This window comes from uncultured Vagococcus sp., from assembly GCF_963518325.1.
Taxonomy (GTDB): Bacteria; Bacillota; Bacilli; order Lactobacillales; family Vagococcaceae; genus Vagococcus_D.
In genome coordinates, this window is record NZ_CAUQJB010000011.1 from 1 (window position 1) to 21890 (window position 21890).

The window sequence follows — 21890 nt, forward strand, 5'->3', positions numbered from 1 at the left end:
TTTAGCATAACAATCCATCCTTTGGAAGTTTATCGCTGAGATGGCAGTTAGCTAGCGACGAGGGGCTTTTTTCATAACTACGCATTCTTAATATTTTGAAAATGAGTCATGGTTTCACTCACTGGACTGCTTGTTCTGTTTGATCAAGAACGTCGATAAAATAATTCGTTATAAAACGACTGATAACTTCACTCGTCCATTGACGTTTTGATTTTTTAGCATAACAATCCATCCTTTGGAAGTTTATCGCTGAGATGGCAGTTAGCTAGTAACGAGGGACTTTTTTCATAACTACGCATTCTTAATATTCTGAAAATGAGTCATGGTTTCACTCACTGGACTACTTGTTCTGTTTGAACAAACCGATGATGAAATGGCTTGTTATAAAACAGGTGACGGCTCAATCAACCTTTAAAATTTTGATATTAATTCTCATTCTTTTTTTAATTAGACGTATCAGTGAGATAGTCCTTTATATTGGTCTTTGTAAGTCAACCAAACAATATAAAGGCTTTTTTGTCTTTTCCCTCCCTTTAATTAAAGAAATACGCCCCTATATCTTCACAACACTAGTGACACTACGTAATTCTATTTATTATAATGTCGCTCACCAACTGCCACAAACCCACATTTTTCATAAAAGACTCTTGCTGTTGCCTGAGCATTGACACTAATTTTTTCATAGCCTCGTAAACTTAGATCTTCTATCAGAAAGCGGACTAATCTTAGACCATAACCCCGTCCCTGGTATCGCGAAACAACGGCAAAACTCGTTAAATGTACGACACTTACCTTCTCATTCTAAGCAACTTAATCTTGCCACTAATTGATTGTCAACCAGACCATCGAAAAATCATTGTCTTTTTCAATCCCTAAGTTCTCTGTATAAAGGCTTTCGCAAAACAAGCCTCTCTGAATAAAGGGGTTCATCCAGTTGTGATCCTTTACTACTCCCATTTTTCCCTCTCAACACCTTTCATCTCATCACATAATTTTATCATAAAACCAGGCTAGACTTTCTTTGGGTCGGATAAATCACCCTTCTCACGATTTTATCACAAATGATAAGAAACCGCTTTTTTAGTATAGCTATGTTATAATTAAGGCACAAAAAAATCAAAAGAGGTAATAAAATGACAGATCAATTGCAACAAGATCAACTAGAAAAAATCAAAGAATGGAATGAACTTTTTGAAACACTTATGCTTGGTGTTATTTTTGGTGAAATCGAGACAAAAGAAATCGACATCACCTCCAACATGATTCAATTGGATTTTAGTGGTAGGTCTCTGTCTGCCCTCCCTCACGCTGAGGAGCTTCTGACTTTTCCCACCACCCCTCCTACTTCTTTCAAAGAAGTTTATAAAAATCCAGTCATCGCAGACTATATCTACAGTCTATACCCTCACCGGGAGATTGATTTTGAGAAAGTCGTAACTCATATGGGACACGAAATAATAATTGACCAGTCAAATCTGGAGGGACACCCCTGGTTAAATGCCCTTGCAGAGGGGATCAATAATGCGGTCTTAGCTCTTGTTCATATCCGTGTTTTTATTATTATTAATTAGATGGAGGAATATTCAATGACGACACAAAAAAAATGCGATATTTGTTCGACCTCTTTATCCTCAGCAGTTCTTTTTCAACACATTGAACCGGAAATTCAAGCTCTTTTATTGAAAGATTATCCCCAACTTAAGGATGATTCGCTTATCTGTTTTTCTCATGTTATGGATTATCGCCTTGCCCATATTAAAAGTCAGATAAAAAGCGATTCTGATGAAATGGCCAAAATTAATAAAACAGTCATCAGCAGCATTAAGACCGGTTCACCAATTTCTGAAAACACCAATACTAGTATCAATGATCAGTTAACTGCAGGTCAGAAAACCGCAGATGCCATTGCTCGTTTTGGCGGTAGCTGGCCTTTTATCTTTACTTTTATCGGAGTCTTAGTCGTCTGGATTATTATCAATTCAATTGCTCTTTTTGCCAAACCTTTTGATCCTTATCCTTTCATCTTGTTAAACCTGGTTCTTTCTTGCCTGGCGGCAGTTCAGGCCCCTGTTATTATGATGAGTCAGAATCGCCAAGGAGAGCGGGACCGGATGCAAACCAATAACGATTACCAAACTAACCTAAAGGCCGAAATAGAAATTCGCCTGCTCCATCAAAAAATGGATCACCTGCTTAACAACGAATGGCAACACCTCGTTGAAATGCAAAATATCCAACTTTCCTTGCTTGAAGAATTACAAAAGCAAATCAATGAAATAGAAAACGGTCAGATTAACGACAACAAATAAAAACATCATTGCCTCAAGTATCTGAGGCGATGATGTTTTTATCTTAAAAGACTTTTAACGATACACGTAATTAATGAAAAATAACAAAGCAATGAAGACAGGGAAAAAGACCAGATAAACAGTTTTAAACTTAATTTCCTTCGAAGACACAGACGGAATGAAAGACAACAATAACAAGATAGCTAAACCGTATAAGGTGGCCTCCTCAGCAATCACTTTTGTGACAAACAACCCAATTGTGGCAGCCGCTGTTAGAGCCAGCGCCAAAGTAACTTTTTTATTTTGCATTTTCCCGCTCCTTTATAACAGCAATTGTCAGCTTTTAGACTAAACTGATTCAACCACTTTGCCCTTCTTAGACAATTGGTTCATTTTTTCTTGGATTTGACGTTTAAAAATAAGACTGATTACAAGTATCAGCAATACCACGACAGCGATTATCCCCATGATAGCATAATTTTTTTTCAACACTGAATCACCTAACCACGTCCACATAATCGTCGATGGTAAACTTGCCAAAGACATACTGATTAAGTAACGGCTCAAAGTAATCTCCGTTTGGGCAAACATATAAGGCAGTATCCCATTTGGCACCCCAGGAATAACATAGGAAGCAAAGACTAATAACTCAGGTTTTTCCATTTCCTTAATTTTATTAAAATCAAAAAATTTATTCTTTTTCTTGGACTCCTTAAGACGGCTGGCAAAAAACATCCCAAAGGTTTTTTTGAATTGTCTGACGCCCAAAAAGATAATCGTATTCCCCAGCACATAACCAAACAAACTAATTAAAGTCCCCCACCATATGCCGTAACAGAGACCTGCCAGTATTTCCACAACGGCTGATGGCACCACAACTAAAATCGCCTGAAGTGCTTGTAGACCAATTAAACTTAGCACACCTTTGATACCGTAAGTATGGATATAGGACACAACTTTGCCTTCATTACCAGAATCCTTTATCACCTGCTTAAGTAATGGATACAAATCAACAAACAGCCCTAAAATCAAGACCACAAATAGTGCAAGTAAAATAATTGAAAGTACTATTTCCTTTCTATTTTTCATAAAGTCTCCCGTCAGTCAGTTTTTTTAAAGTGATATCTTTTAAATACGTCTATAATAGAAGTGATATAGCTACATAATACTACAGTTTGACCGTAATATAAACTAATAGCCAAGGTAGCTTTCACAACATAACCTCCACCTATGTCCAATAAATGTAAATAGTTGACTTTCAACTAAATTCTTAAGATAATTGGGAGTTGAAACTGTCACTTTTTTAGTTACAGAAGTGCCTACAGAAAGGAAGTATCGCAACACATGAATCTCCCAGACTCTCTCGTCACAGCATATAAAGAAGGATATCGTGAATTTAGCTGGATAGTAGAAGTATCACAAGCAATCGATCCTTTAGTTCTTTTCGCTAAAAGCCAAGCTTATCAAGGTCAGCGTTTTTACTGGCAGACACCTAGCCATGATTTAGTATTAATCGGCTGTGGTCAACAGGAAATGCTTATTCCAACTGAACTAACTGACCAAGAATTAACTCATCTAATGAAGGCTAAACAAGATAACATCTATCATAATCAACACATACCTGGAACAGGCAGCCTTTTATTCGGTGGTCTGCCCTTTAATCACGCCCATCACGCAGAAGAGCTTTGGGGACCTCTCGATCAAGGGTTGTTTTATTTGCCAGCTTTAATGGTTAGCATCATTGACAGTCATGCTTATAGTACCTTCAACTTCGCTGCCTCTTCCTTGGAAGAATTATCTGAGGCCTGGCACCAGCGACAAGAAGACCTTCTGACCTGGTTCAAGGCGCCTCTGCCCTCTGAAGAAAAGACTTCACTGACAAAAAAAGAGCTCCATGTTGAAGAGTGGCTAGAAGTTGTTGACCAAACTGTGGCAGAGATTAAAGCACATTCTCCTTTAAAAAAAGTCGTGTTAGCTCGACAGTTAGCCATTAACAGTCAACGACCATGGCAAACTGCTACAATTCTGAAACGCTTAACGGAGCAGCAACAAGCAACTTACATTTACGCTTTGGAAAAAGACGATTATCTTTTTATTGGGGCAAGTCCAGAACGGTTGCTTCAAGGGACTAGTTCTGAATACATCACCGCCTGCATTGCTGGTTCGATTGCCAGAGGAGCCACACTGGAAGAGGATCAACGTTTGGGTCAAGAACTGTTAAACGATCTGAAAAATCAGCAAGAACACCAAATTGTCGTGGACCAAATTGCTGGCGATTTTCAACAGATGATCGCCGAGGACTTGCTTATTCAACCAGCAAGTCTCTTAAAAAATCGTGATATTCAGCATTTACATATTCCTTTACGAGGGAAAAGAAAAGATGGCACAACCTTGATTGGAGGGGTTAAACAATTACATCCCACCCCTGCTCTCGGCGGTCAACCAAAAGGATTAGCTAGAGAGTTTATTGCCCAACATGAACCTTTAGGTCGGGGATTGTACGGAGGCCCCATTGGCTGGGTTTCACTTCAAGATGATTGTGGTGAATTCGCCGTCGGCATCCGCTCGGCGATTTTAACTAAACAAACGGGCTATCTCTATGCCGGTTGTGGGATCGTTGCTGACTCAGTGGCTGAATCTGAACGACAGGAAACGGCGATAAAATTCCAACCCATGTTGCGAGCAATCGGTTAAGGTAAACTGTATGTGTTTAATTAGGAGGAAATCAAGATGTCCCATCAAGAAATAATGACACGTTATTTATTACAATTTATTCAGGGCTTGATTGCCAGTCAGGTCAAGACGGCTGTCATTAGCCCTGGTTCGCGCTCTACGCCACTCGCATTACTCTTGCACAGAGAGCCAGCCATTCAAACCTTTATCGCCGTCGATGAACGTTCCGCTGGTTTTTTCGCTTTAGGGTTAAGTAAAACTCAGAATCGGCCTGTGGCCTTACTTTGTACGTCTGGAACAGCAGCGGCAAATTATTACCCTGCGATTTGCGAAGCTCAGGAAAGCAATATTCCGTTAATTGTCTTAACAACTGATCGACCTCATGAATTGCGACAAGTCGGCGCTCCTCAAGCCATGGATCAGCTCAATCTGTTTCAAGGGCATGTCAAACTGTTTGTGGAGATGGCCTTACCTGAGGCTACACCAACCATGCTCACTTATGCTTATTGGCAAGGGTTGCGTTCTGTCCAGACAGCTGGTCAAATCCCTGCTGGACCGGTTCATTTAAACTTTCCTTTAAGAGAACCTTTGTTGCCTGACTTAAACTTAACCAGCTCATCACCTGCTACTAAACAAGTCTTTCAAGGTCAACAACATTTAAATAACAGCGACTTAACCTATCTGGCCGCCCATTGGTCTAATAAACGGGGCTTGCTAATTGTCGGCGGTAGTCAAGGGACCAGGGAGGCTCAGCAATTCATCAAACTCGCAGAGTCTCTTGGCTGGCCAATCTTAAGTGATCCGCTGGCAAACATTCTGACATGTGGCAGTCAAAGCCCCTCGATTATTGCCGGCGGCGACTTACTGATTGCCGATTTGCCTGAAAAATTGAAGCCTGAAATTATCGTGCAATTCGGCCTCTTACCCATTTCAAAAGAGCTAATGATTTGGCTTGCTACTCTTGAGGCGACTGACACTGAACGTTTTTTTATTGATCAAAATGGCCAATGGCAAGAACAATTAAAACAGGCTCAAGTCATGATTCAAGCCAATGAACAAGGCCTACTCAGCGAGCTACTTGCGCTGCCATTAGAGCCGATTGAACGGGCTTGGTTAGCATCATGGAAAGTTTCTGAAAAGCTAGTTCAAGAGGTTTTAGTCACTGATAGTCCTCAATTAACTGAAGCTCAGGCTAGTCTGCTGGTTCATCAACATATGACAGCTGATGGGCAGCTATTTGTCGCCAACAGCATGCCTATTCGTTATTTGGATCGTTATATGGTACCACGAGCCACTCCTTACCAACTCTATGGAAATCGGGGTATCAACGGCATCGATGGTGTTGTTTCAACCGCTTTAGGAATGACGGCAGCTGCGCCACATCGACAAAACGTCTTACTAGTTGGGGATTTAACTCTTTATCACGATATGAATGGACTATTTCTCAGTAAAAAATACCAACTACCTTTAACGATTGTTCTATTGAATAATAATGGCGGTGGCATTTTTTCCTTTCTTTCACAGAATCAACTGGAAGAACCAGATTTCGAGGCTCTTTTCGGTACGCCTTTGGACATGGACTTTTCATTGGTTGCCGATCTCTATGAAGGAAGCTATCACTTAGTAGAAAGCCCACAGCAGTTGGTACACTTACTTAAGACGCCAACGGATCATCTGCGTGTTTTGGAAATCCAAACTCAGCGTCAGGAGAACCTTCCAGAATTAGAACGAATTAAAGCAACCATTCACCAGCAATTAGGTCAGATCGATGAGATATAACCGTCACGGTGTTGCCTATTATTATACTTGGCTGAACGATCATCAGAGTTCTCGGCCAACACTCCTCTGCCTCCATGGCTTCACAGGAACCAGTGAAACCTTCAGACAGATAGCCGAGGAAATTCCCGAATACAACCTCTTGGCAATCGATTTAATTGGACATGGCCAAACCGAGAGCCTAGTCCATCCATATCGTTACCAACTTACCAGTTTGATTCAAGATCTTAAGGGATTGATGGATCACCTTAACTTAACTTCTTTTGCACTTTTAGGTTATTCAATGGGAGCCCGTGTTGCTTTAAGTTTTGCGTTGACTTACCCAGAATCCATCACCCATTTAATACTAGAAAGTGGCTCACCTGGTTTATCCACTGATGTAGCTCGCCAACAACGCCGCAACAGTGATTTGAAATTAGCTCAGAAACTTTTAAACTCCCCCATAGCAGAATTCGTGAAATGTTGGGAGCAGTTGCCTTTATTCGCCAGCCAAAAACGTTTGGGTCACACGATACAGCTAAAAATAAAAAATGAACGACTTCATCAATCAGCTTTTGGCTTAGCCACAAGTCTTTGGGGAATGGGAACTGGTAGCCAACCTAATTATTGGCCCCAGCTGTCTGATTTGAACAAGATGCCCCTCTTACTTATTACAGGGAGCGAAGACCCTAAATTTCAAGAAATTGCGGGAAAGATGGTTGCCTTGCAACCATCCATCACTAGTCAAACAATTGAGCTGGCCGGTCATGCCGTTCATTTGGAACAGCCCCAATTATTCGCCAGCAGCCTGAAGCAGTGGTTAAAAGGAGAGACATTAAATGAAACTCACTAAAATTGAAAGTTACCATGTTCGTTTGCCTTTGATGACACCCTTTCAAACTAGCTATGGCACTCTCACTACGAAGGCCTTTGATTTAATAATCGTAACCGATGAGCTAGGAAATCAGGGATATGGTGAGCTCTTGCCCTTTGAACAGCCCGATTATTTGGAAGAAACCCTCGCTACCGCCCGCATTATTTTAAGGGATCATCTAGTTCCTTTATTGGTAGATCGACTCATCGAGCATCCTCGTGATGTCAGTGCCTTTTTCGCCCCAGTTAGAGGAAATGAAATGGCTAAGGCTTGCATTGAAACAGCGATTTGGGATTTATACGCCAAGGCTCAGGGAAAATCCATCAGCGATTATTTCAAAAACACTCGTTCTCAAATTCCTGTTGGCATCAGTTTAGGGATTGAAACAGACTTAAACAAACTAATCGCTACCGTTGAACAAGCTGTCAAAAATGGGTATCAGCGTGTTAAATTAAAAATAAAGCCCGGCTACGACATTGAACCAGTCAAACGCCTGCGTCAACTGTTTCCTGAGCTCACTCTAATGGTTGATGCTAACTCGGCTTACGGATTAGCTGATATTCCTCAACTAAAAAAACTGGATAGCTATCAATTGGCAATGATTGAACAACCCTTTGCTGTCAATGACTTTCTAGATCATCGTCAATTGCAAAAACAACTTGAAACCCCCATCTGTTTGGATGAGAACATTCGTAATTTAAAAGATTGTCAACTGGCTCATCACTTAGGCAGCTGTCGCAGTATTAATTTGAAAATCTCCCGAGTCGGTGGACTAACAGAAGCCATGGCCATTATCGACTATTGTCAACAACATGAGCTGATGGTTTGGCTCGGTGGAATGTTTGAATCTGGCGTCGGCCGCGGGCTAAATCTTCACTTTGCTTCTCAGGCATCCTTAGCTTTCCCAGGAGACCTCTCTGCCTCGGAGCGTTATTTTCATGAAGATATTATCACCACCCCTTTTCGTTTGAAGGATGGTTTGATGACCGTGCCGACTGGGTTAGGAATAGGCATCACTCTAGACTGGCATCAGTTAAATAAGCTTGCTAGCTACCACCTTCTATTCCGAGAAAATTAAGCATAGACAAGTTAGAAACTTCCTTTTTCTTGCGACTATTTAAAAGCAGTTCTCTTTTTCTGAAAATCAGCAGTAAAATCACAAAAAAAAAGCCTGTCAACTCCAAGCATGAGTTGACAGGCTTTTTTTTGACATCTGCTCCCATTCTCAGTTCCAGTCCGAAGCCAGCACGCCATAATAAGACATATCGCAAATACCTTGATTATTACAACCCGCTTGTCGCAAAGTTCCTTCATACTGCATGCCACATTTTTTCATAACCGCTCCTGAATTGGGATTATTTACATCATGCTTCGCCTCAACCCGATTCAGGCCCACCTCATCAAGTAAATAAGTAATGACACATTGTAACGCTTCTGAAACAATTCCTCTATGCCACCACGCTTTCCCTGTACAATAACCTAAATGAGCCATTCGAGTATCCTCATCACAATAATTAGCTCCTATTGAACCGATAGGGTTCCATTCATCTTCTTTTAAAGCTATTGCCCACTGATAATGATTAAGATGTTTATAGTCTTTTATCCACTGGTCTAACACCATTTGACTAATGGCAAGACTAGAATGGGTTGGCCAGGTCAAGTAGGCTGTTACCTCACTGTCAGATCCCCAATTTCGGTACATCGGTGCAGCATCTTCCAATGTGAATCGCCTTAATATTAGTCGCTTTGTTTCTAACCGCTTTGTTCCCAAATGCTCCATAAGTCCTATCCCCTAACATGAGTATTCTTTCGATTTACGGTCAATCATACCCCTTTAGGAAGCGCCATTCAAGTTTTTTTAACAACTACACCTCAATCAAAAGGGGGTGGGACAATAGTTCCCTCCGATACTTTTACGAACATTGTGCGATAGACGCGCTCCAAAAGTCTGCTCGTTTCGCTGTCCCTTGTCTCTATTTGCTGCCGTTATTCCTTAGAGATAAGGGACATCGTAACCTGTGTAGTGCTCGGAGCATGTATTTATCTGTGACGAGTTGTCGAGGAAACAAAACGACTTTATGTCCCTGCTTGCATAAACTTACTTTATTTGTTTAACACTGGTCTTTGCAGCTGTAAAATACCCCTCCTTGGTATTCAAACGAGGGGTCCCATTTGCTGTGTAGTCAATTTTTTGAACAGCTAAAACAGTTCCTTTTTTCAGCAATCTTTTTTTAGTTTTAGTAGTAAAATCAACACTGGTATATAAGGCATCATCTGTTAATGTCACGACTTTTAACGGATTAACTGTTAAATACTGGTCGATTTGGCTAATTGTTTTGATTACACTTGCTTTAGCAGCTGTGTAGTAGCCACTGCTCGTTTTTAGCCGAGGGACCCCCGCCCCGTTGAATTCGATTTTTTGAACGGTTAACACCGTTCCAGCTTTAATTTTTGTTTTTCGAGTACTGGCATTAAATTCCACTGAAGTGTAAAACGTATCGTCTGTTAGGGTTACCACTTTTAGTGGGTTGACAGATAAGTAGCTGGTCAAATTACTAATCGGCTTTACCACCTCACTCTTAGCAGCTGTCAAATAGCCTTTAGAGGTCTTCAAACGGGGCAGTCCACCTGAACTGTATTCGACACCTAAAACGGTCACAAGGCTTCCCGAAACAACTTTTTGGCCACGGGTTCCATTACTAAATTCAATACTAGAATAATAATAGTTGTCTTTTAATACCCCGATTTGGCCCGGATTAATGGTATAAAACGGGTCGATATTCCCGACAACTTTTATCACATCTGCCTTGGCCGCTGAATAATAGCCCTCAGAGGTTTTAAAGCGTGGTGTCCCGTTCGCTGCATAAGCGATACTCTGAACTGTCAATAGACTATCTTTTGGCAACTGTTTTTTTTTCGTGCTTCCATTGAATTCGACACTGCTGTAGAGACTGTCACTTTTTTTTGTTGCGATTTTCCCTGGATTGACGGTGTGATAATCTGCCAAATTCACACTAGATGGTCCAGTCAAATTCATTCTTAAGGCAAAACTTGGGGCGAAATAAGGATTGATCCTTTCCACTTTTACCTGCTCGTTGAAGGTAGGCGAGTGAACATATTGATTATTCCCAATAGCAATCGCCACGTGGTAAGTACTACCCTGATCTCCCCAGAAATATAAATCACCAGGTTGCGCCCCATTGACTGCGATTCTGGTTCCCGACTTTTCTTGAGGGACTGTCCAAGTGCCAATGTTTTTGCCTGTCACTTGCTGAAAAACATAATAAGCTAAACCAGAGCAATCAAAAGCCGTTGGCCCCATCCGCTTCTTCGGATCTTGTGTATAAGCTTTTCCCAAGTGTTTGAGCGCTTCATTCACAATGGCTTGGCGTTGATTAGTCGTGGCAACGGCTCGCGGGGCAATCCTTGCCGACTTTTCTAATCCTGTATTAAATCCCAGATAGTCCTCAAAGGTCATTTGGTTCCGTCGACTATCCTGTTGATACGCTTTTTTTAATTCCGCAGTTGTGGCTGCTTCTGTCCGCCCATTTCCAAAAGTAATTCCCAACATACAAACAAACAGTGCTCCCCATATTTTCACCTTCAACTTCTTCTCCCCCTTTTACCTTTTTTCATCCTACGCTTATCTCTCACAGTTTACCATCTGGCAATCTGTCCTAGCAATTATTATTGCTCCAAAGTTGGGTCTCAATTTGATGACAGACATATCAGTTTGATGTCTGGCTTTCAAAAAAAAGCCATTGAAAACCGTTTTCATTTTACGTGGGATACTTATAGTGAATTTGTTCTGCTAAGTCATGATAAACTACCATTTGCACATTGAAATCTTTTGTTCCTCTCGTCCCGAAAACGAACAAATTATTATTGCATTCCTGTCAGATATCTTGGAACTTAAGGTCGTCAGCATCCTGGCTCATACGCCCGATTATCAGGAAGTTGTTTCAGCATTTTCCCCGAAGATTGGTTGCTGCCTCAAACGATTGAACTATCTTCCGTCTTAACCACAGAGGAAACAATCAATGATCAGTTGACATTCTGGTCTTTTGAGGAGCCTTTGCCCTTGATTGTTAGTTATGCTCTGACTGTTTACCAACATCAAATCAACTCTCCCAACTATCAGTCTGCTAAAAAAATCCGTGAGCTTTATGTCATCAGCTTCTTACACTTTGTCTTGTAAAAAAAGATGGCACAAGTCTTCGCAAATAAAAGTAGCTGGGACTAAGCTCCTAGCCACTTTTACTGGCTCTTTTCCTTAGTAATTAATTTGAGGGTTGTCCGGTAATGGATTTTTATGATTAAAGCAACGACTATGATAATCAAGCCATTCACTTTAAAGGGGTGATACCAGGGCGTTGGCCAATTTTGCAGATACCCTATTGTGACAATCAAATAGATGACGCCCAAAATAACGACGCCACTCAATAAACCAGCCAAGCCAGCCACTACTATTGGCAGAACATACTCTAAATAGAATTCACGAGTCACATGGCTTAAACTACTTCCCAATAACCGTTTAATGGCTATTTCTTCCTGATGCAAAATGAGCTGACGTCTTAGCCCAGTATAAAAAAAGAAGTAACCAAAAATAAGCAGGCCAATCAACATCATAACAATCCCAATTTCCACTCCCGATAGCAAATCCATTAATTGGCCCAAGGTACTGTCGACCAATTCACCCTCGTACAAAGGCGCTTCTTCAATCCTAATATACTCTCGCAAAACCCTGCGCAAAGAGAGTCCCAAGCCTAAACATAAAAAATAGCTGAAACTACCCAATAAACTGAAAAAAACCTGCTTTCGGTTACGCTTAATCATTTTTAACCCATTCTTCCATTGATAATTCCTGACTTGCTCTGTAAGCAACCTCTTTGCCATTTAGTCACCCTTCCCGTCTGAGCCTTTTGAATCTGCCACTAACTGTCCATTTTTGATCGTCAGTAACCTTTGAGGAAACTGTTCAGCTAGTGAATGATCGTGAGTCACCATTAAAACGGTAGTTCCTGTGGCACTGATTTTTTCCAGCAACTTAAGAATCATTCGAGAATTATTAGGGTCCAAATTGCCTGTTGGCTCATCAGCAATCAAGACAGCAGGCTGGCGGATTAGAGCACGAGCAATTGCCACCCGTTGCTGCTCACCGCCTGATAATTCTTCTGGAAAATTAAGGCCTTTACCTGATAAACCAACAAAATCCAAGATAGTCGGCACCTGCTGGGCTATGAGCTCTTCTGAAATCCCCACTACTTCCAAAGGATAGGCTAGATTTTCCCATACCGTATACCGCTCTAACAATTTGAAATCCTGAAAAATAATACCTACCTGTTGACGAAAATTGGCTTGCTCTTCTGTTGTCAAATGAGTAAGATCACAGCCGGCCACACTAATGTCGCCGCTGCTGACCACTTCTTCATTGTAGATCAATTTGATGAAGGTTGATTTCCCTGCACCACTGGGACCAACCACATAAACAAATTCACCTTGCAAAATAGTCACAGACAGATTTTGTAGGGTTGGCTTAGACTGATAATGATGCGTCACATTTTCTAATTTAATCATTTTTTTCTCCTAAAATAAAAATACTTCCTTAAGTGTAGCAAGGAAGTATCACATCAGTAAGTAAATTTGTTAACAGTTGTGTGTCAATTTAATATCGCCAGTAAGCTCTTAAATAAGCGCCGTTTAAGTATTATTCAAATACCCTCACATGTACTTTTGTTTGACTCTCTTTACTAAAGCTGTGTCTAATTTGGTTAAAAATTCACCAGTTTCATAACGGTTAATGCCTTCAAAAGACTGAAAGTAATCCTTAGTGATTGGCAAGTCCATTCTTTTATGGATCCCTACTAGCATTAAATTAAGGCCGTGATCGCCGATTAAGATAACCTCACCACCTGGTATAAACAAATAGATCATTTCTGATTCTAAGATTACATCTTTATGAGAGATATCATGAAGCACTTTAAGAAAGTGAGACAAGCCCTGACTGACATCTGCCAGTTCAATCGCAATATCGGTTCGTTCTTCCACATCGGCTTCTTCACGAAACAAGTACAAAAAAGTTTGAGGGTACACAAATTTTCCGGAAATCAAATAACATTCCGGCTGATTCGTTACAGTCAAGGCTTCCTTAATCATCATCCTCATGCTTTCATACCCCTCTTCATAAACTTCACCATAAAAGTGATAGTTTTCGGGGTGATGAAACGCATCATCATAGACTCGGTTGTTCAAGTCAACATATGTTTCCAATTGTTGTTCCATTAAATCAAATTCTTCTTTGGTTAATCTACGCATTCTTTGTCCTCCTTTTAATTATGAGTCCGACTAGGCTCTGGACTTCTAATTCTTGGGCATCGAAAATAAGGCCGATCAAAAATAGGTCGGTCTAGTAGCTATTCCTAAGCGAAAAGACGCTAGTGATTAGTGTGTTTTAGTTTAGGAATACGATGGGAATTGCTATTTTATTCGTCTATTCACACTTTTTTTACTTACTGAAGGGATGACGAAAAAATGGAAGGGGTTTCTCCATCAGTTTAACTGTAAACTATTTTTTACTACAAAGCAATTCTTATTAGCACTATTGGGCTCTTTCTCATTAACTTGCCATCAAAAAAACGAAAGCCTGTCATTGGCTTCCGTTTTGTCTAACTTGCTAGTTTCTGTTAAATCTTTTTTGCCAACTTAAATTTAGTGACTAACTGGCTTAATTCCTGCTCAAGTAAATCGGCCGTCTCTTCAGACTGGACAATTGTTCTAATGGGTGCTGCGTACATGTCCATCAGCCCGATGGCTCTGACTTGTTCATCTATGACTTCCACTGTTATCTGAGGGCTAACAGATGTTGTACCGCATCCATCTACTTTCAAAAATGCTAATTCATAATGTTGGGGATCTTTTTGCCTTATGCGAAAATACCCGTTTTCCAAATATTCCTTCTCTTCATGGTAATGCTTGGTTAACAGCAATAGTTCTGCGTAAGTCATTTTATCTTCATCCTCTCCTTACTTAAATCTATTATAGCATTTTCAAGGTGAAGCGCACCTATTATCCTTTAATAACACCTACTGTTTTCAATTTTTTTATTGGGATCACTAAATCCTGTTGATTTGACATGACCTCATCAATGTTTTTATAGGCAAAGCGACTTTCTTCTGCCACATCATCTTTTTTGACTTTGCCGAGAATCACCTCTTGTTCCTTTAAATCAACAATAACCGACTCAACAGAAATGGCTTCTCTGGCTTTTTTTCGGGAGTAAACGCGACCAGCTCCGTGTGACGACGAATGAAAACTTTCCGGATTACCTAAACCAGACACGATGTAGCTATAGGATCCCATAGCTCCTGGTATAATCCCCAATTCCCCTTCGCGAGCACGAGTCGCCCCTTTACGGTGAACCCAGACATCATGACCGTAATGGTGTTCCAGGGCGGCGTAATTATGGTGACAGTTGACACGCATGCTATAGTTGACCTCTTTAGCTAAAAACTTATCAACATAGTGAGACAAAATCCCCATGCTCTTATCCAGCATTTGCTCACGATTTTCATACGCGTAATCCAGAGCCAGATTCATCCATTTAAGATAATCCTGACCTTCTTTTGTTGCAGTTGGTAAAAAAGGCAGCTGATTTTTTTCGGGAACACAGCTATGCCACAAGCTGTTAAGGTCTTTAGCCACTCCATTAAAGTGGCTGCAGATCTTAGCCCCTAGATTGCGGCTACCAGAATGAAGCATGATTCCCAAATACCCCTCTTCGTCCTGCTGAAACTCAATGAAATGATTTCCACCACCAAGTGTACCGATTTGATAGTAAGCATTTTTAAGTAATTCCTGACCATTCGGCAAGCTTTCATCACACATGTCAATCAGCCCTTGATCAATTACCTGCGAGGGCTGTTTTTTCTTGTGTAAATTAAAGCCAACAGGGACATCACGCATCACTTGGTTGATGATCAATTTCATCAAAGGTTGACGATCGTGTTCAATTTGTTGTAACTCGGAAAATTTAATATCCGTTTGGACATAAGACATTCCACAACCAATATCCATCCCAACCGCATTGGGCACAATGACGTCTTTAGCTGCCATCACCCCTCCGATTGGCATACCATACCCGTAATGGCAATCTGGCATTAACGATACCCATTTGAAAACAAATGGTAGCTGGGCTAACTCTGTGGCTTGTGTCAACACGTTCTCCTCTATATCGTTTTCCAACCAAATCTTAATCGGTACCATCTGTTTTGTTTTATCGTAAGACACGTACATTTTTTTCACTCCTGTTCTGATTCCTACTCTCAGTCTAAATCATTTCGTTAACACTTGCTTTAAAAAAATGTTGCGACCTCTTGTTTTCCTCTATTTTGTTAAGTTAATCTGCCATCTATCATTAAACGAACCGTTAATGAGGCATCGGTAATTTTAAACTTACTAACATTTTTGGGTCATTTAAAGAAGATGTCATTCTTAATTTGCTATAATGGGGTAACAACTAAAATTTAACAGTGAGGATATCTCTATGGCCAGACAATTTAACGAACTTGTAAAAGATTTTAACTCTATCCGTTCCTATGCTCGTGATTTCTATATTAATGGATACAAGCAACGGGAGGACTTTCAAGAAAAAAGTTTACGTAGCTACGACAATGAACGACGACGCATTGAAAGTTACCTCCGTGACTATATCGAATGGGAGCAAACAGCTCAAGGTAAAAGCCTACGCCTTGAAGTTACGCAAGAACAGGAGCATCCTTTCTTTCGCTTGTGGCAGACAAAAAGTTTCACTAAAAATGACATTTTCCTGCATTTTGTTTTACTTGATTGTTTAGCTGTCGGCGGTGTTCAATCACTGCCTCAGCTCACCAAGATGGTTCACAATAATTATTTAAACCAATTTTCAGAGCCCCTCTCCTTGACGGATATCACCATTCGCAATAAGGTCAAAGAATATTGCCAATTAGGTATCTTAGAAGAAATTGAAAAGGACAAACGCATTATTTATCAGCTAAAACCACTGGTGCCATTACCTGATAACGTTGTTGACATTCTTCACTTCTTTAAAGAAGTTGCCCCAGCCGGTGTCATTGGTCAGTTCCTCTTAAACCAACTCGTACCAGCGGCCAGTCCTTTTACCTTTAAACATCGCTTTATCGTTCACAGCTTAGACGAACAAGTGGTGCTGAATGTCTTAGCAGGTTTGAATCAACGGCGATTGCTCCATCTCACTCATTTTAATGGCAAAGAATCAACTATGGTTCCCATGTCTCTCTATGTCAGTACGGAAACAGGCAGACAGTATCTGATTGGCCAGCTTATGCGGCCAAACATCCTCAGCTCTATTCGAATTGATGGGATCAAAGAGCTCTCCCTGGGCAGTGTCGTCAAGGATTATCAAACTTATCGAGATGCCTTTGAGCAAAAAAAGCATCGAGCTTGGAATGGTAGCTTTAATCAGCAACGGTTAAAATCACTGAAAATCTTACTGCGAATTGAAGAAGGTAAAGAGGATTATTTAATGACTCGCCTCACCCGTGAACAACGGATGGGCCATAGTAGGCGCTTAGATCGTCAAACGGTTTCCTTTGAGATTGAATTAACTGATCTTTATGCCATCAATCCCTTCCTCCGAACGTTTATTGGTAAAATTATCACCATCGAGAGCAGTGACTTGACATGGCTGGAACAATTCAATGACGATTTAGATCAATTAATCACCCTTTATTTATCCAAGGAGGCCGATCATGACAACTAATCCCTTATTTCATGAAGTTTACGGTATTTACTTTTCAATTGTCACAACTATTTTAAACAGCCAACAATCATTAAGCCTAAAAGAATTGGATATAATTGTCCGTTCTAAAGGATTTGATGAGTCCCATCTTCAATTAATGCCCTCACTTTTAAATCAAAAAAATCCTTGGCATCTCTTAAAAGAAGGCAAGGACCAAAAGTGGATGCCACTGACCCAACAACCAACTCCCCCGTTTCAAACCGACCTGGAGCGTCAGTGGCTCAAAGGCATCATCAGCGACCCACGCTTGCTTAATTTTATGAATCAGTACGAAATTGAGGACTGGGATAAGCAATTAAATGCCGTCTCACCTTTGTTCAAAATGACAGATATTATTCATTTTGACCAATTTAAACAACAAGAAAACCTTGTCCAGCAGAGTCAACAACGGAACCATTTTAAACGGCTACTTCTGGCTATTAAACAACAAGAATTCCTAAAAATTGAGTATCAGCGGCATGAACAAGCAACAGTCAAAACCGGCATTTTTTGGCCAATTAGTCTGGAATACTCGGAAAAGAACCACCTCTTTCGTCTGAAAGCCTGGCGAGTATTACGAAAAAGTCGCTTTGAAGTGACGTTAAACCTTAATCGGATGGTGACGATTCAAGCAACACCCACTCACCAAAATATTGAGGACAAAGCCATCACTTCGCGACGACGAGTTGAGCAGGTTACCTGTCAGCTAATTGATAAACGGGATGCCTTAAACCGCAGCATGCTTCACTTTGCTGACTATCAAAAAACAACCAAACGACTAGCCAATGGAGACCATTATGAACTGACTATCCATTACGACACCAGCGATGAGACAGAACTCTTAATCCGTTTACTATCGTTTGGGCCCTTTATCAAAGTAACCAGTCCCAATCACTTTGTGGCTAAAATTAACGAACGTCTCACTGCACAATTGGCACTAATGACGGAGTCATACAAAAAAACCGATTAGGAAAACTAATCGGTTTTTTCTCTATTTGAGTATTGCTTTTGTTTGAAACTGAATCGTGTCATTTAAAAGTCGGCGATAAGTTAATAAGTCCTCATCAACAGCCGCCAGACGTTCTCGAGACGCTTGGATAAGGTCGGTATTAGCCGAGGTCAGCGTCTCTCCAATTAACTTTTCCAATTGTTTCTTTTCAATCTTCAAATAAGCCACTGCATACTCAATTGTTTTATCCACATCAAAAGATTCAACCATCTTAGGCCACCATCTTTCCTGTTATTTGAGTTTATTATACCCCATAACAGAAGGTTAGTGAAGAATAGCCTTAGCTGTTTTCACGAACTTCTCTTTCGTAAGTTGTTTCATTGGCTTTGCTAACACGACGAACCCGTCCTTTAACTGGCATCGTCTGCAAAGCCTTTAATACTGCCGGCCCCTTGCCATTAAGAATTTCCACAAAGGTAGACACATCCAGCAAACTAATAACCCCTATATCATCAGCCGTCATTCCTTCGATATTACACAAAGCACCTACTACGTCCCCTGCACGCATCTTAGTTTTCTTCCCAGCATTGATATGTAACTTCATAATTTCTGATTTAAACTCATGACCTTTAGTTTGGCGAACTTTAGGTTTTCGTTGTTGTTTAGCCTCAAAAGAAGTCATACGATCGTTGACCAGTGAATAGCTAGGTGCCCGTAAGGCTTGGATTTCCCCTTGTTTCTCTTTAATATCCCCAAAACGGCGATCATCAAATTGGTTGACAAAAGCAACTGCTTTGCCATGTTTTTCAAAGCGAGCTGTTCTACCAATCCGATGAACGTAAGTTTCAGGATTATCTGGTAAATCATAATTCACCACTAAAACAATATCGGCAATATCCAATCCTCGAGCTGCTACGTCTGTTGCGACTAAATAACGGAAATAACCATGCTTAAAGTCATTGATGACTTTTGTTCGGTCACGTTGTTCCATTCCACCATGCAACATTTCCACTTGAACGCCCAGATCTGCCAAAGCATTGGCAACTTCTTCAACTGCTGCCCGGGTATTACAAAAGATAATGCTGCTGTCGGGGTTATCTACAACTAAGACATCTCGCAAAAGGCTTATTTTATCCTCATTGTCCACGTCATAATACTGTTGCAAAATTCGGTCTTCCACTTTATTTTCCGTTTCAACTTGAATAAACTGAGGTTCTGTTAAATAATAATCTGCTAATTTTTGAATTTGTGTCGGCATCGTTGCTGAAAACAAAGCTTTTACGACGTCTGTTGGCACTTCTTCCAGAACTCGTTCAATTTGATCGATAAACCCCATCGCCAGCATTTCATCTGCTTCATCAATCACAACGGTCTTGATCTGACTTAAATCAATTGTGCCACGCTCAAGATGATCTAATAATCGACCTGGTGTTGCCACTACAACATGTGTCCGCTGTTTAAGATTCCGTTCTTGAATCTCAAAAGAGCTACGACCAAATACCGCCTCAACCTTCAAACGTTTGAAACGACCAATATGAAACACCTCTTCTTGTATTTGAAGAGCCAATTCCCGTGTAGGCGTTAAAATTAAAGCCTGAGGTTCGCGTTTTTCCCATTTAACCCGTTCGCAAATCGGAATCGCAAAAGCTGCTGTTTTACCACTCCCAGTCTGTGATTTAACAATCATGTCCCGCCCATGCATCATAAAAGGAATGGCTTCCTGTTGAACCTGAGTCGGTTGATCATAACCCAAGACGTCCAGCGCTCGTCTAATTTCCTCACTTAAGTGTAATTCTTCAAATTTATTTTCTGTCATGTCCTTATTCCTCTACTGTTCACCTTAGTTAATCCCTTAGGTGCGAATTTTTTCTGCCATCATATCTTAACACGATTTCACACTGATTACACTATTATTGCTATTTCTGGCTTTTTGAAGTGTAAAAAAACACTTACTTTTATAAGTAAGTGGGCTTTTACCGATTAAATGAATTCAATTGGAAGGGTCATTTCCTCCGCTCCTTCAAGAGCACAACTTAACTCATAGGCTGCAAATCCAGCCGACAACAAGATTAACACCCCCTCTTTTCAGAGAGTCATGCCAACTGTCCAAGCATAGGATATTACCTCACCTCTGTCAACCGATTTAACACCTTCACAACCACTATCTGCCCTTTGAAGATAGTCAAAAAAACAGTCAGAACAACTCGTTCCAACTGCTTTCCCATAATTTAAGAAGCCGACCAACGTATTTCCAGACGTTTGGCAAAAACCGATAGTGAATAACAAATCACAAAATAACAGAACGTCATAGCCACAAACATCGGTAAGACAGCTGATGGATCTTGAGCGTAGATAATTTTTGCATGGTGAGTCAATTCCGGCAAGGAGATGATCACGGCCAAAGAAGTATCCCGAATCAGCGAGATAAACTGGCTAACAATCGGTGGAATCATCAACTTAATGCCTTGAGGAAAGACGATGTAATACAAAGACTGCATATAAGTTAAGCCCGTCGAACGTCCTGCTTCCATTTGCCCTTTTGGTACAGCAATCAGACCTGCCCGAATAATCTCTGACAGCATGGCCGATTCAAAGATCGTCATAGCCGCAACAGCTGACCAGAAAATACTAAATTGAATACCAATTTGTGGTAAGGCAAAATAAGTGAAAAAGATGATCAACAATAACGGTAAGTTTCGAATAATGTCGACAATTAAGCCAACAATCTTAGAAAAGTAAGGAATCTTCATGTAACGAATGACACCTAGGATTCCGCCAATAATGAAACTGAATATAATCGAGACAATCGCCACTTGCAAGGTTACCATTAACCCGTCCAGTAAAAAGCGGATGTTGATCCATGAAAAAGCATTAAAAAAGTCCATTCAAACTCCCCCTCCTAGTTACTAACCGCTAAGCGATTTTCAATATATTTCATTAAATATGAGACTGGCAAGGTCATCAATAGGTAGAAACAACCGATCATTGTATACGTGCCAATCGTGTTAAAGGTTGTACTGGCAATTAAATCACCTTGATACATCAAATCAACCCCAGTGACCATCGCTAAAATCGATGAATTCTTAACAAGATTGATAAATTGATTGCCCAATGGGGGGATGACGATTTTAAAAGCCTGTGGCAACACAATGTACCACATGGCTTCGGCATAACTTAAACCTGTTGACAACCCCGCTTCCATCTGACCTTTTGGAATACCTTCAATCCCCGCGCGAACCGTATCCGCAATAAAAGCAGAGGTATATAAAGTTAAGCCAATCGTGCCAGACGCAAAGCCATCAAATTTGAACCCATAAATCGGTGCTACTACAAAAAAGAACATCACAATAATGAGTAATGGAATATTTCGGAAAAATTCCACGTAAGCAGTTGCGACTTTTCCTAAAATTCTCAAAGGCGAGACTTGTAATACCGCCATGATCGTTCCAATGATTAAACTGGCAACTAAAGCGATAAAACTAGCCAATAAAGTGGTTCGCAATCCTTCAAAAATCAAGTCGCTGTTATCTGTAAATAGTGCAATCATTTGTCTCCCCC

Annotated in this window: 22 protein-coding genes and 1 pseudogene; 8 read left to right on the top strand and 15 right to left on the bottom strand. The window is 40.6% G+C overall.

Going from position 1 to position 21890, the window contains the following annotated elements; genetic code table 11:
- Window positions 1-588: 588 nt before the first annotated feature.
- Window positions 589-777 (bottom strand): annotated as a pseudogene (locus RWN13_RS23645) (GNAT family N-acetyltransferase); the annotation flags it as partial.
- A gap of 45 nt (window positions 778-822) precedes the next feature.
- Window positions 823-957, bottom strand: a complete 135-nt coding sequence (locus RWN13_RS10730) for a hypothetical protein (protein ID WP_314063204.1) — start codon at window positions 955-957, stop codon at window positions 823-825.
- Window positions 958-1133: 176 nt separating this feature from the next.
- Here RWN13_RS10730 and RWN13_RS10735 point away from each other — a divergent pair, with 176 nt between their 5' ends.
- On the top strand, window positions 1134-1571 hold the full coding sequence (locus RWN13_RS10735; RefSeq protein WP_314063206.1) for a hypothetical protein: 438 nt from the start codon (window positions 1134-1136) through the stop codon (window positions 1569-1571).
- Between the two features lie 15 nt (window positions 1572-1586).
- Window positions 1587-2309, top strand: coding sequence for a DUF1003 domain-containing protein (locus RWN13_RS10740; protein ID WP_314063207.1), 723 nt, complete (start codon window positions 1587-1589; stop codon window positions 2307-2309).
- Between the two features lie 54 nt (window positions 2310-2363).
- Here the strand turns inward: RWN13_RS10740 and RWN13_RS10745 are convergent, their stop codons facing one another.
- Window positions 2364-2597, bottom strand: a complete 234-nt coding sequence (locus RWN13_RS10745; protein WP_314063209.1) for a hypothetical protein — start codon at window positions 2595-2597, stop codon at window positions 2364-2366.
- A gap of 39 nt (window positions 2598-2636) precedes the next feature.
- Window positions 2637-3377, bottom strand: coding sequence for a VTT domain-containing protein (locus RWN13_RS10750; protein WP_314063212.1), 741 nt, complete (start codon window positions 3375-3377; stop codon window positions 2637-2639).
- 255 nt (window positions 3378-3632) lie between these two features.
- On the opposite strand from RWN13_RS10750, the gene RWN13_RS10755 reads away from it, so the two are divergent.
- Genes RWN13_RS10755 through menC form a run of 4 tightly spaced genes read left to right on the top strand, consistent with a single transcriptional unit; the run spans window position 3633 to window position 8668 of the window.
- Window positions 3633-4982: an isochorismate synthase gene (locus RWN13_RS10755; RefSeq protein WP_314063215.1), complete on the top strand. Its 1350-nt coding sequence runs from the start codon at window positions 3633-3635 to the stop codon at window positions 4980-4982.
- 36 nt (window positions 4983-5018) lie between these two features.
- On the top strand, window positions 5019-6740 hold the full coding sequence (gene menD / locus RWN13_RS10760) for a 2-succinyl-5-enolpyruvyl-6-hydroxy-3-cyclohexene-1-carboxylic-acid synthase (protein ID WP_314063218.1): 1722 nt from the start codon (window positions 5019-5021) through the stop codon (window positions 6738-6740).
- Window positions 6730-7569, top strand: coding sequence for a 2-succinyl-6-hydroxy-2,4-cyclohexadiene-1-carboxylate synthase (menH, locus tag RWN13_RS10765; RefSeq protein ID WP_314063221.1), 840 nt, complete (start codon window positions 6730-6732; stop codon window positions 7567-7569). The genes menD and menH overlap by 11 nt, the downstream gene beginning before the upstream one ends.
- A complete protein-coding gene (gene menC, locus RWN13_RS10770; protein WP_314063223.1) occupies window positions 7556-8668 on the top strand; it encodes an o-succinylbenzoate synthase in 1113 nt (370 codons plus the stop codon). Before menH ends, menC begins: the two co-directional genes overlap by 14 nt.
- Before the next feature lie 147 nt (window positions 8669-8815).
- Here menC and RWN13_RS10775 read toward each other — a convergent pair whose 3' ends face one another.
- The 7 genes from RWN13_RS10775 to RWN13_RS10810 all read right to left on the bottom strand — a co-directional run bounded on the left by RWN13_RS10775 (window position 8816) and on the right by RWN13_RS10810 (window position 15882).
- Entirely contained in the window at window positions 8816-9370 is a 555-nt protein-coding gene (locus RWN13_RS10775) for a GNAT family N-acetyltransferase (RefSeq protein ID WP_314063225.1), read from the bottom strand.
- Window positions 9371-9688: 318 nt separating this feature from the next.
- A complete protein-coding gene (locus RWN13_RS23650) occupies window positions 9689-11191 on the bottom strand; it encodes a DUF5776 domain-containing protein (protein ID WP_399553653.1) in 1503 nt (500 codons plus the stop codon).
- Between the two features lie 656 nt (window positions 11192-11847).
- Window positions 11848-12486, bottom strand: a complete 639-nt coding sequence (locus tag RWN13_RS10790) for an FtsX-like permease family protein (protein ID WP_314063227.1) — start codon at window positions 12484-12486, stop codon at window positions 11848-11850.
- A complete protein-coding gene (gene ftsE / locus RWN13_RS10795; protein WP_314063230.1) occupies window positions 12487-13167 on the bottom strand; it encodes a cell division ATP-binding protein FtsE in 681 nt (226 codons plus the stop codon).
- Between the two features lie 144 nt (window positions 13168-13311).
- The gene (locus tag RWN13_RS10800) at window positions 13312-13905 is read right to left on the bottom strand and encodes a hypothetical protein (protein WP_314063233.1); all 594 of its coding nucleotides are present in this window, start codon (window positions 13903-13905) and stop codon (window positions 13312-13314) included.
- A 368-nt stretch (window positions 13906-14273) separates the two neighbouring features.
- Window positions 14274-14594, bottom strand: a complete 321-nt coding sequence (locus tag RWN13_RS10805) for a hypothetical protein (protein ID WP_314063236.1) — start codon at window positions 14592-14594, stop codon at window positions 14274-14276.
- A 61-nt stretch (window positions 14595-14655) separates the two neighbouring features.
- Window positions 14656-15882 (bottom strand): RtcB family protein, encoded by a 1227-nt coding sequence (locus RWN13_RS10810; protein ID WP_314063239.1) that lies wholly within the window; start codon window positions 15880-15882, stop codon window positions 14656-14658.
- Window positions 15883-16132: 250 nt separating this feature from the next.
- Between RWN13_RS10810 and RWN13_RS10815 the strand changes: the two genes are divergently transcribed.
- Together RWN13_RS10815 and RWN13_RS10820 are read left to right on the top strand one after the other, a co-directional pair.
- The gene (locus RWN13_RS10815; protein WP_314063240.1) at window positions 16133-17365 is read left to right on the top strand and encodes a WYL domain-containing protein; all 1233 of its coding nucleotides are present in this window, start codon (window positions 16133-16135) and stop codon (window positions 17363-17365) included.
- Window positions 17355-18353, top strand: a complete 999-nt coding sequence (locus tag RWN13_RS10820) for a WYL domain-containing protein (RefSeq protein ID WP_314063242.1) — start codon at window positions 17355-17357, stop codon at window positions 18351-18353. The genes RWN13_RS10815 and RWN13_RS10820 overlap by 11 nt, the downstream gene beginning before the upstream one ends.
- A 21-nt stretch (window positions 18354-18374) precedes the next feature.
- Here the strand turns inward: RWN13_RS10820 and RWN13_RS10825 are convergent, their stop codons facing one another.
- From RWN13_RS10825 to RWN13_RS10840, 4 genes are all read right to left on the bottom strand, one after another.
- Window positions 18375-18602, bottom strand: a complete 228-nt coding sequence (locus RWN13_RS10825; protein WP_314063244.1) for a hypothetical protein — start codon at window positions 18600-18602, stop codon at window positions 18375-18377.
- A 70-nt stretch (window positions 18603-18672) separates the two neighbouring features.
- Window positions 18673-20148, bottom strand: coding sequence for a DEAD/DEAH box helicase (locus RWN13_RS10830; protein ID WP_314063246.1), 1476 nt, complete (start codon window positions 20146-20148; stop codon window positions 18673-18675).
- Window positions 20149-20560: 412 nt separating this feature from the next.
- The gene (locus RWN13_RS10835; protein WP_314063250.1) at window positions 20561-21217 is read right to left on the bottom strand and encodes an amino acid ABC transporter permease; all 657 of its coding nucleotides are present in this window, start codon (window positions 21215-21217) and stop codon (window positions 20561-20563) included.
- A gap of 14 nt (window positions 21218-21231) precedes the next feature.
- Window positions 21232-21879, bottom strand: coding sequence for an amino acid ABC transporter permease (locus RWN13_RS10840; protein ID WP_314063252.1), 648 nt, complete (start codon window positions 21877-21879; stop codon window positions 21232-21234).
- Window positions 21880-21890: the final 11 nt, after the last annotated feature.

Bases quoted from the DNA above. Each gene is read 5' to 3' on its own strand.
- RWN13_RS10730 (WP_314063204.1), bottom strand. From the start codon at position 957: ATGGGAGTAGTAAAGGATCACAACTGGATGAACCCCTTTATTCAGAGA.
- RWN13_RS10735 (WP_314063206.1), top strand. From the start codon at position 1,134: ATGACAGATCAATTGCAACAAGATCAACTAGAAAAAATCAAAGAATGG.
- RWN13_RS10740 (WP_314063207.1), top strand. From the start codon at position 1,587: ATGACGACACAAAAAAAATGCGATATTTGTTCGACCTCTTTATCCTCA.
- RWN13_RS10745 (WP_314063209.1), bottom strand. From the start codon at position 2,597: ATGCAAAATAAAAAAGTTACTTTGGCGCTGGCTCTAACAGCGGCTGCC.
- RWN13_RS10750 (WP_314063212.1), bottom strand. From the start codon at position 3,377: ATGAAAAATAGAAAGGAAATAGTACTTTCAATTATTTTACTTGCACTA.
- RWN13_RS10755 (WP_314063215.1), top strand. From the start codon at position 3,633: ATGAATCTCCCAGACTCTCTCGTCACAGCATATAAAGAAGGATATCGT.
- menD (WP_314063218.1), top strand. From the start codon at position 5,019: ATGTCCCATCAAGAAATAATGACACGTTATTTATTACAATTTATTCAG.
- menH (WP_314063221.1), top strand. From the start codon at position 6,730: ATGAGATATAACCGTCACGGTGTTGCCTATTATTATACTTGGCTGAAC.
- menC (WP_314063223.1), top strand. From the start codon at position 7,556: ATGAAACTCACTAAAATTGAAAGTTACCATGTTCGTTTGCCTTTGATG.
- RWN13_RS10775 (WP_314063225.1), bottom strand. From the start codon at position 9,370: ATGGAGCATTTGGGAACAAAGCGGTTAGAAACAAAGCGACTAATATTA.
- RWN13_RS10790 (WP_314063227.1), bottom strand. From the start codon at position 12,486: ATGGCAAAGAGGTTGCTTACAGAGCAAGTCAGGAATTATCAATGGAAG.
- ftsE (WP_314063230.1), bottom strand. From the start codon at position 13,167: ATGATTAAATTAGAAAATGTGACGCATCATTATCAGTCTAAGCCAACC.
- RWN13_RS10800 (WP_314063233.1), bottom strand. From the start codon at position 13,905: ATGCGTAGATTAACCAAAGAAGAATTTGATTTAATGGAACAACAATTG.
- RWN13_RS10805 (WP_314063236.1), bottom strand. From the start codon at position 14,594: ATGACTTACGCAGAACTATTGCTGTTAACCAAGCATTACCATGAAGAG.
- RWN13_RS10810 (WP_314063239.1), bottom strand. From the start codon at position 15,882: ATGTACGTGTCTTACGATAAAACAAAACAGATGGTACCGATTAAGATT.
- RWN13_RS10815 (WP_314063240.1), top strand. From the start codon at position 16,133: ATGGCCAGACAATTTAACGAACTTGTAAAAGATTTTAACTCTATCCGT.
- RWN13_RS10820 (WP_314063242.1), top strand. From the start codon at position 17,355: ATGACAACTAATCCCTTATTTCATGAAGTTTACGGTATTTACTTTTCA.
- RWN13_RS10825 (WP_314063244.1), bottom strand. From the start codon at position 18,602: ATGGTTGAATCTTTTGATGTGGATAAAACAATTGAGTATGCAGTGGCT.
- RWN13_RS10830 (WP_314063246.1), bottom strand. From the start codon at position 20,148: ATGACAGAAAATAAATTTGAAGAATTACACTTAAGTGAGGAAATTAGA.
- RWN13_RS10835 (WP_314063250.1), bottom strand. From the start codon at position 21,217: ATGGACTTTTTTAATGCTTTTTCATGGATCAACATCCGCTTTTTACTG.
- RWN13_RS10840 (WP_314063252.1), bottom strand. From the start codon at position 21,879: ATGATTGCACTATTTACAGATAACAGCGACTTGATTTTTGAAGGATTG.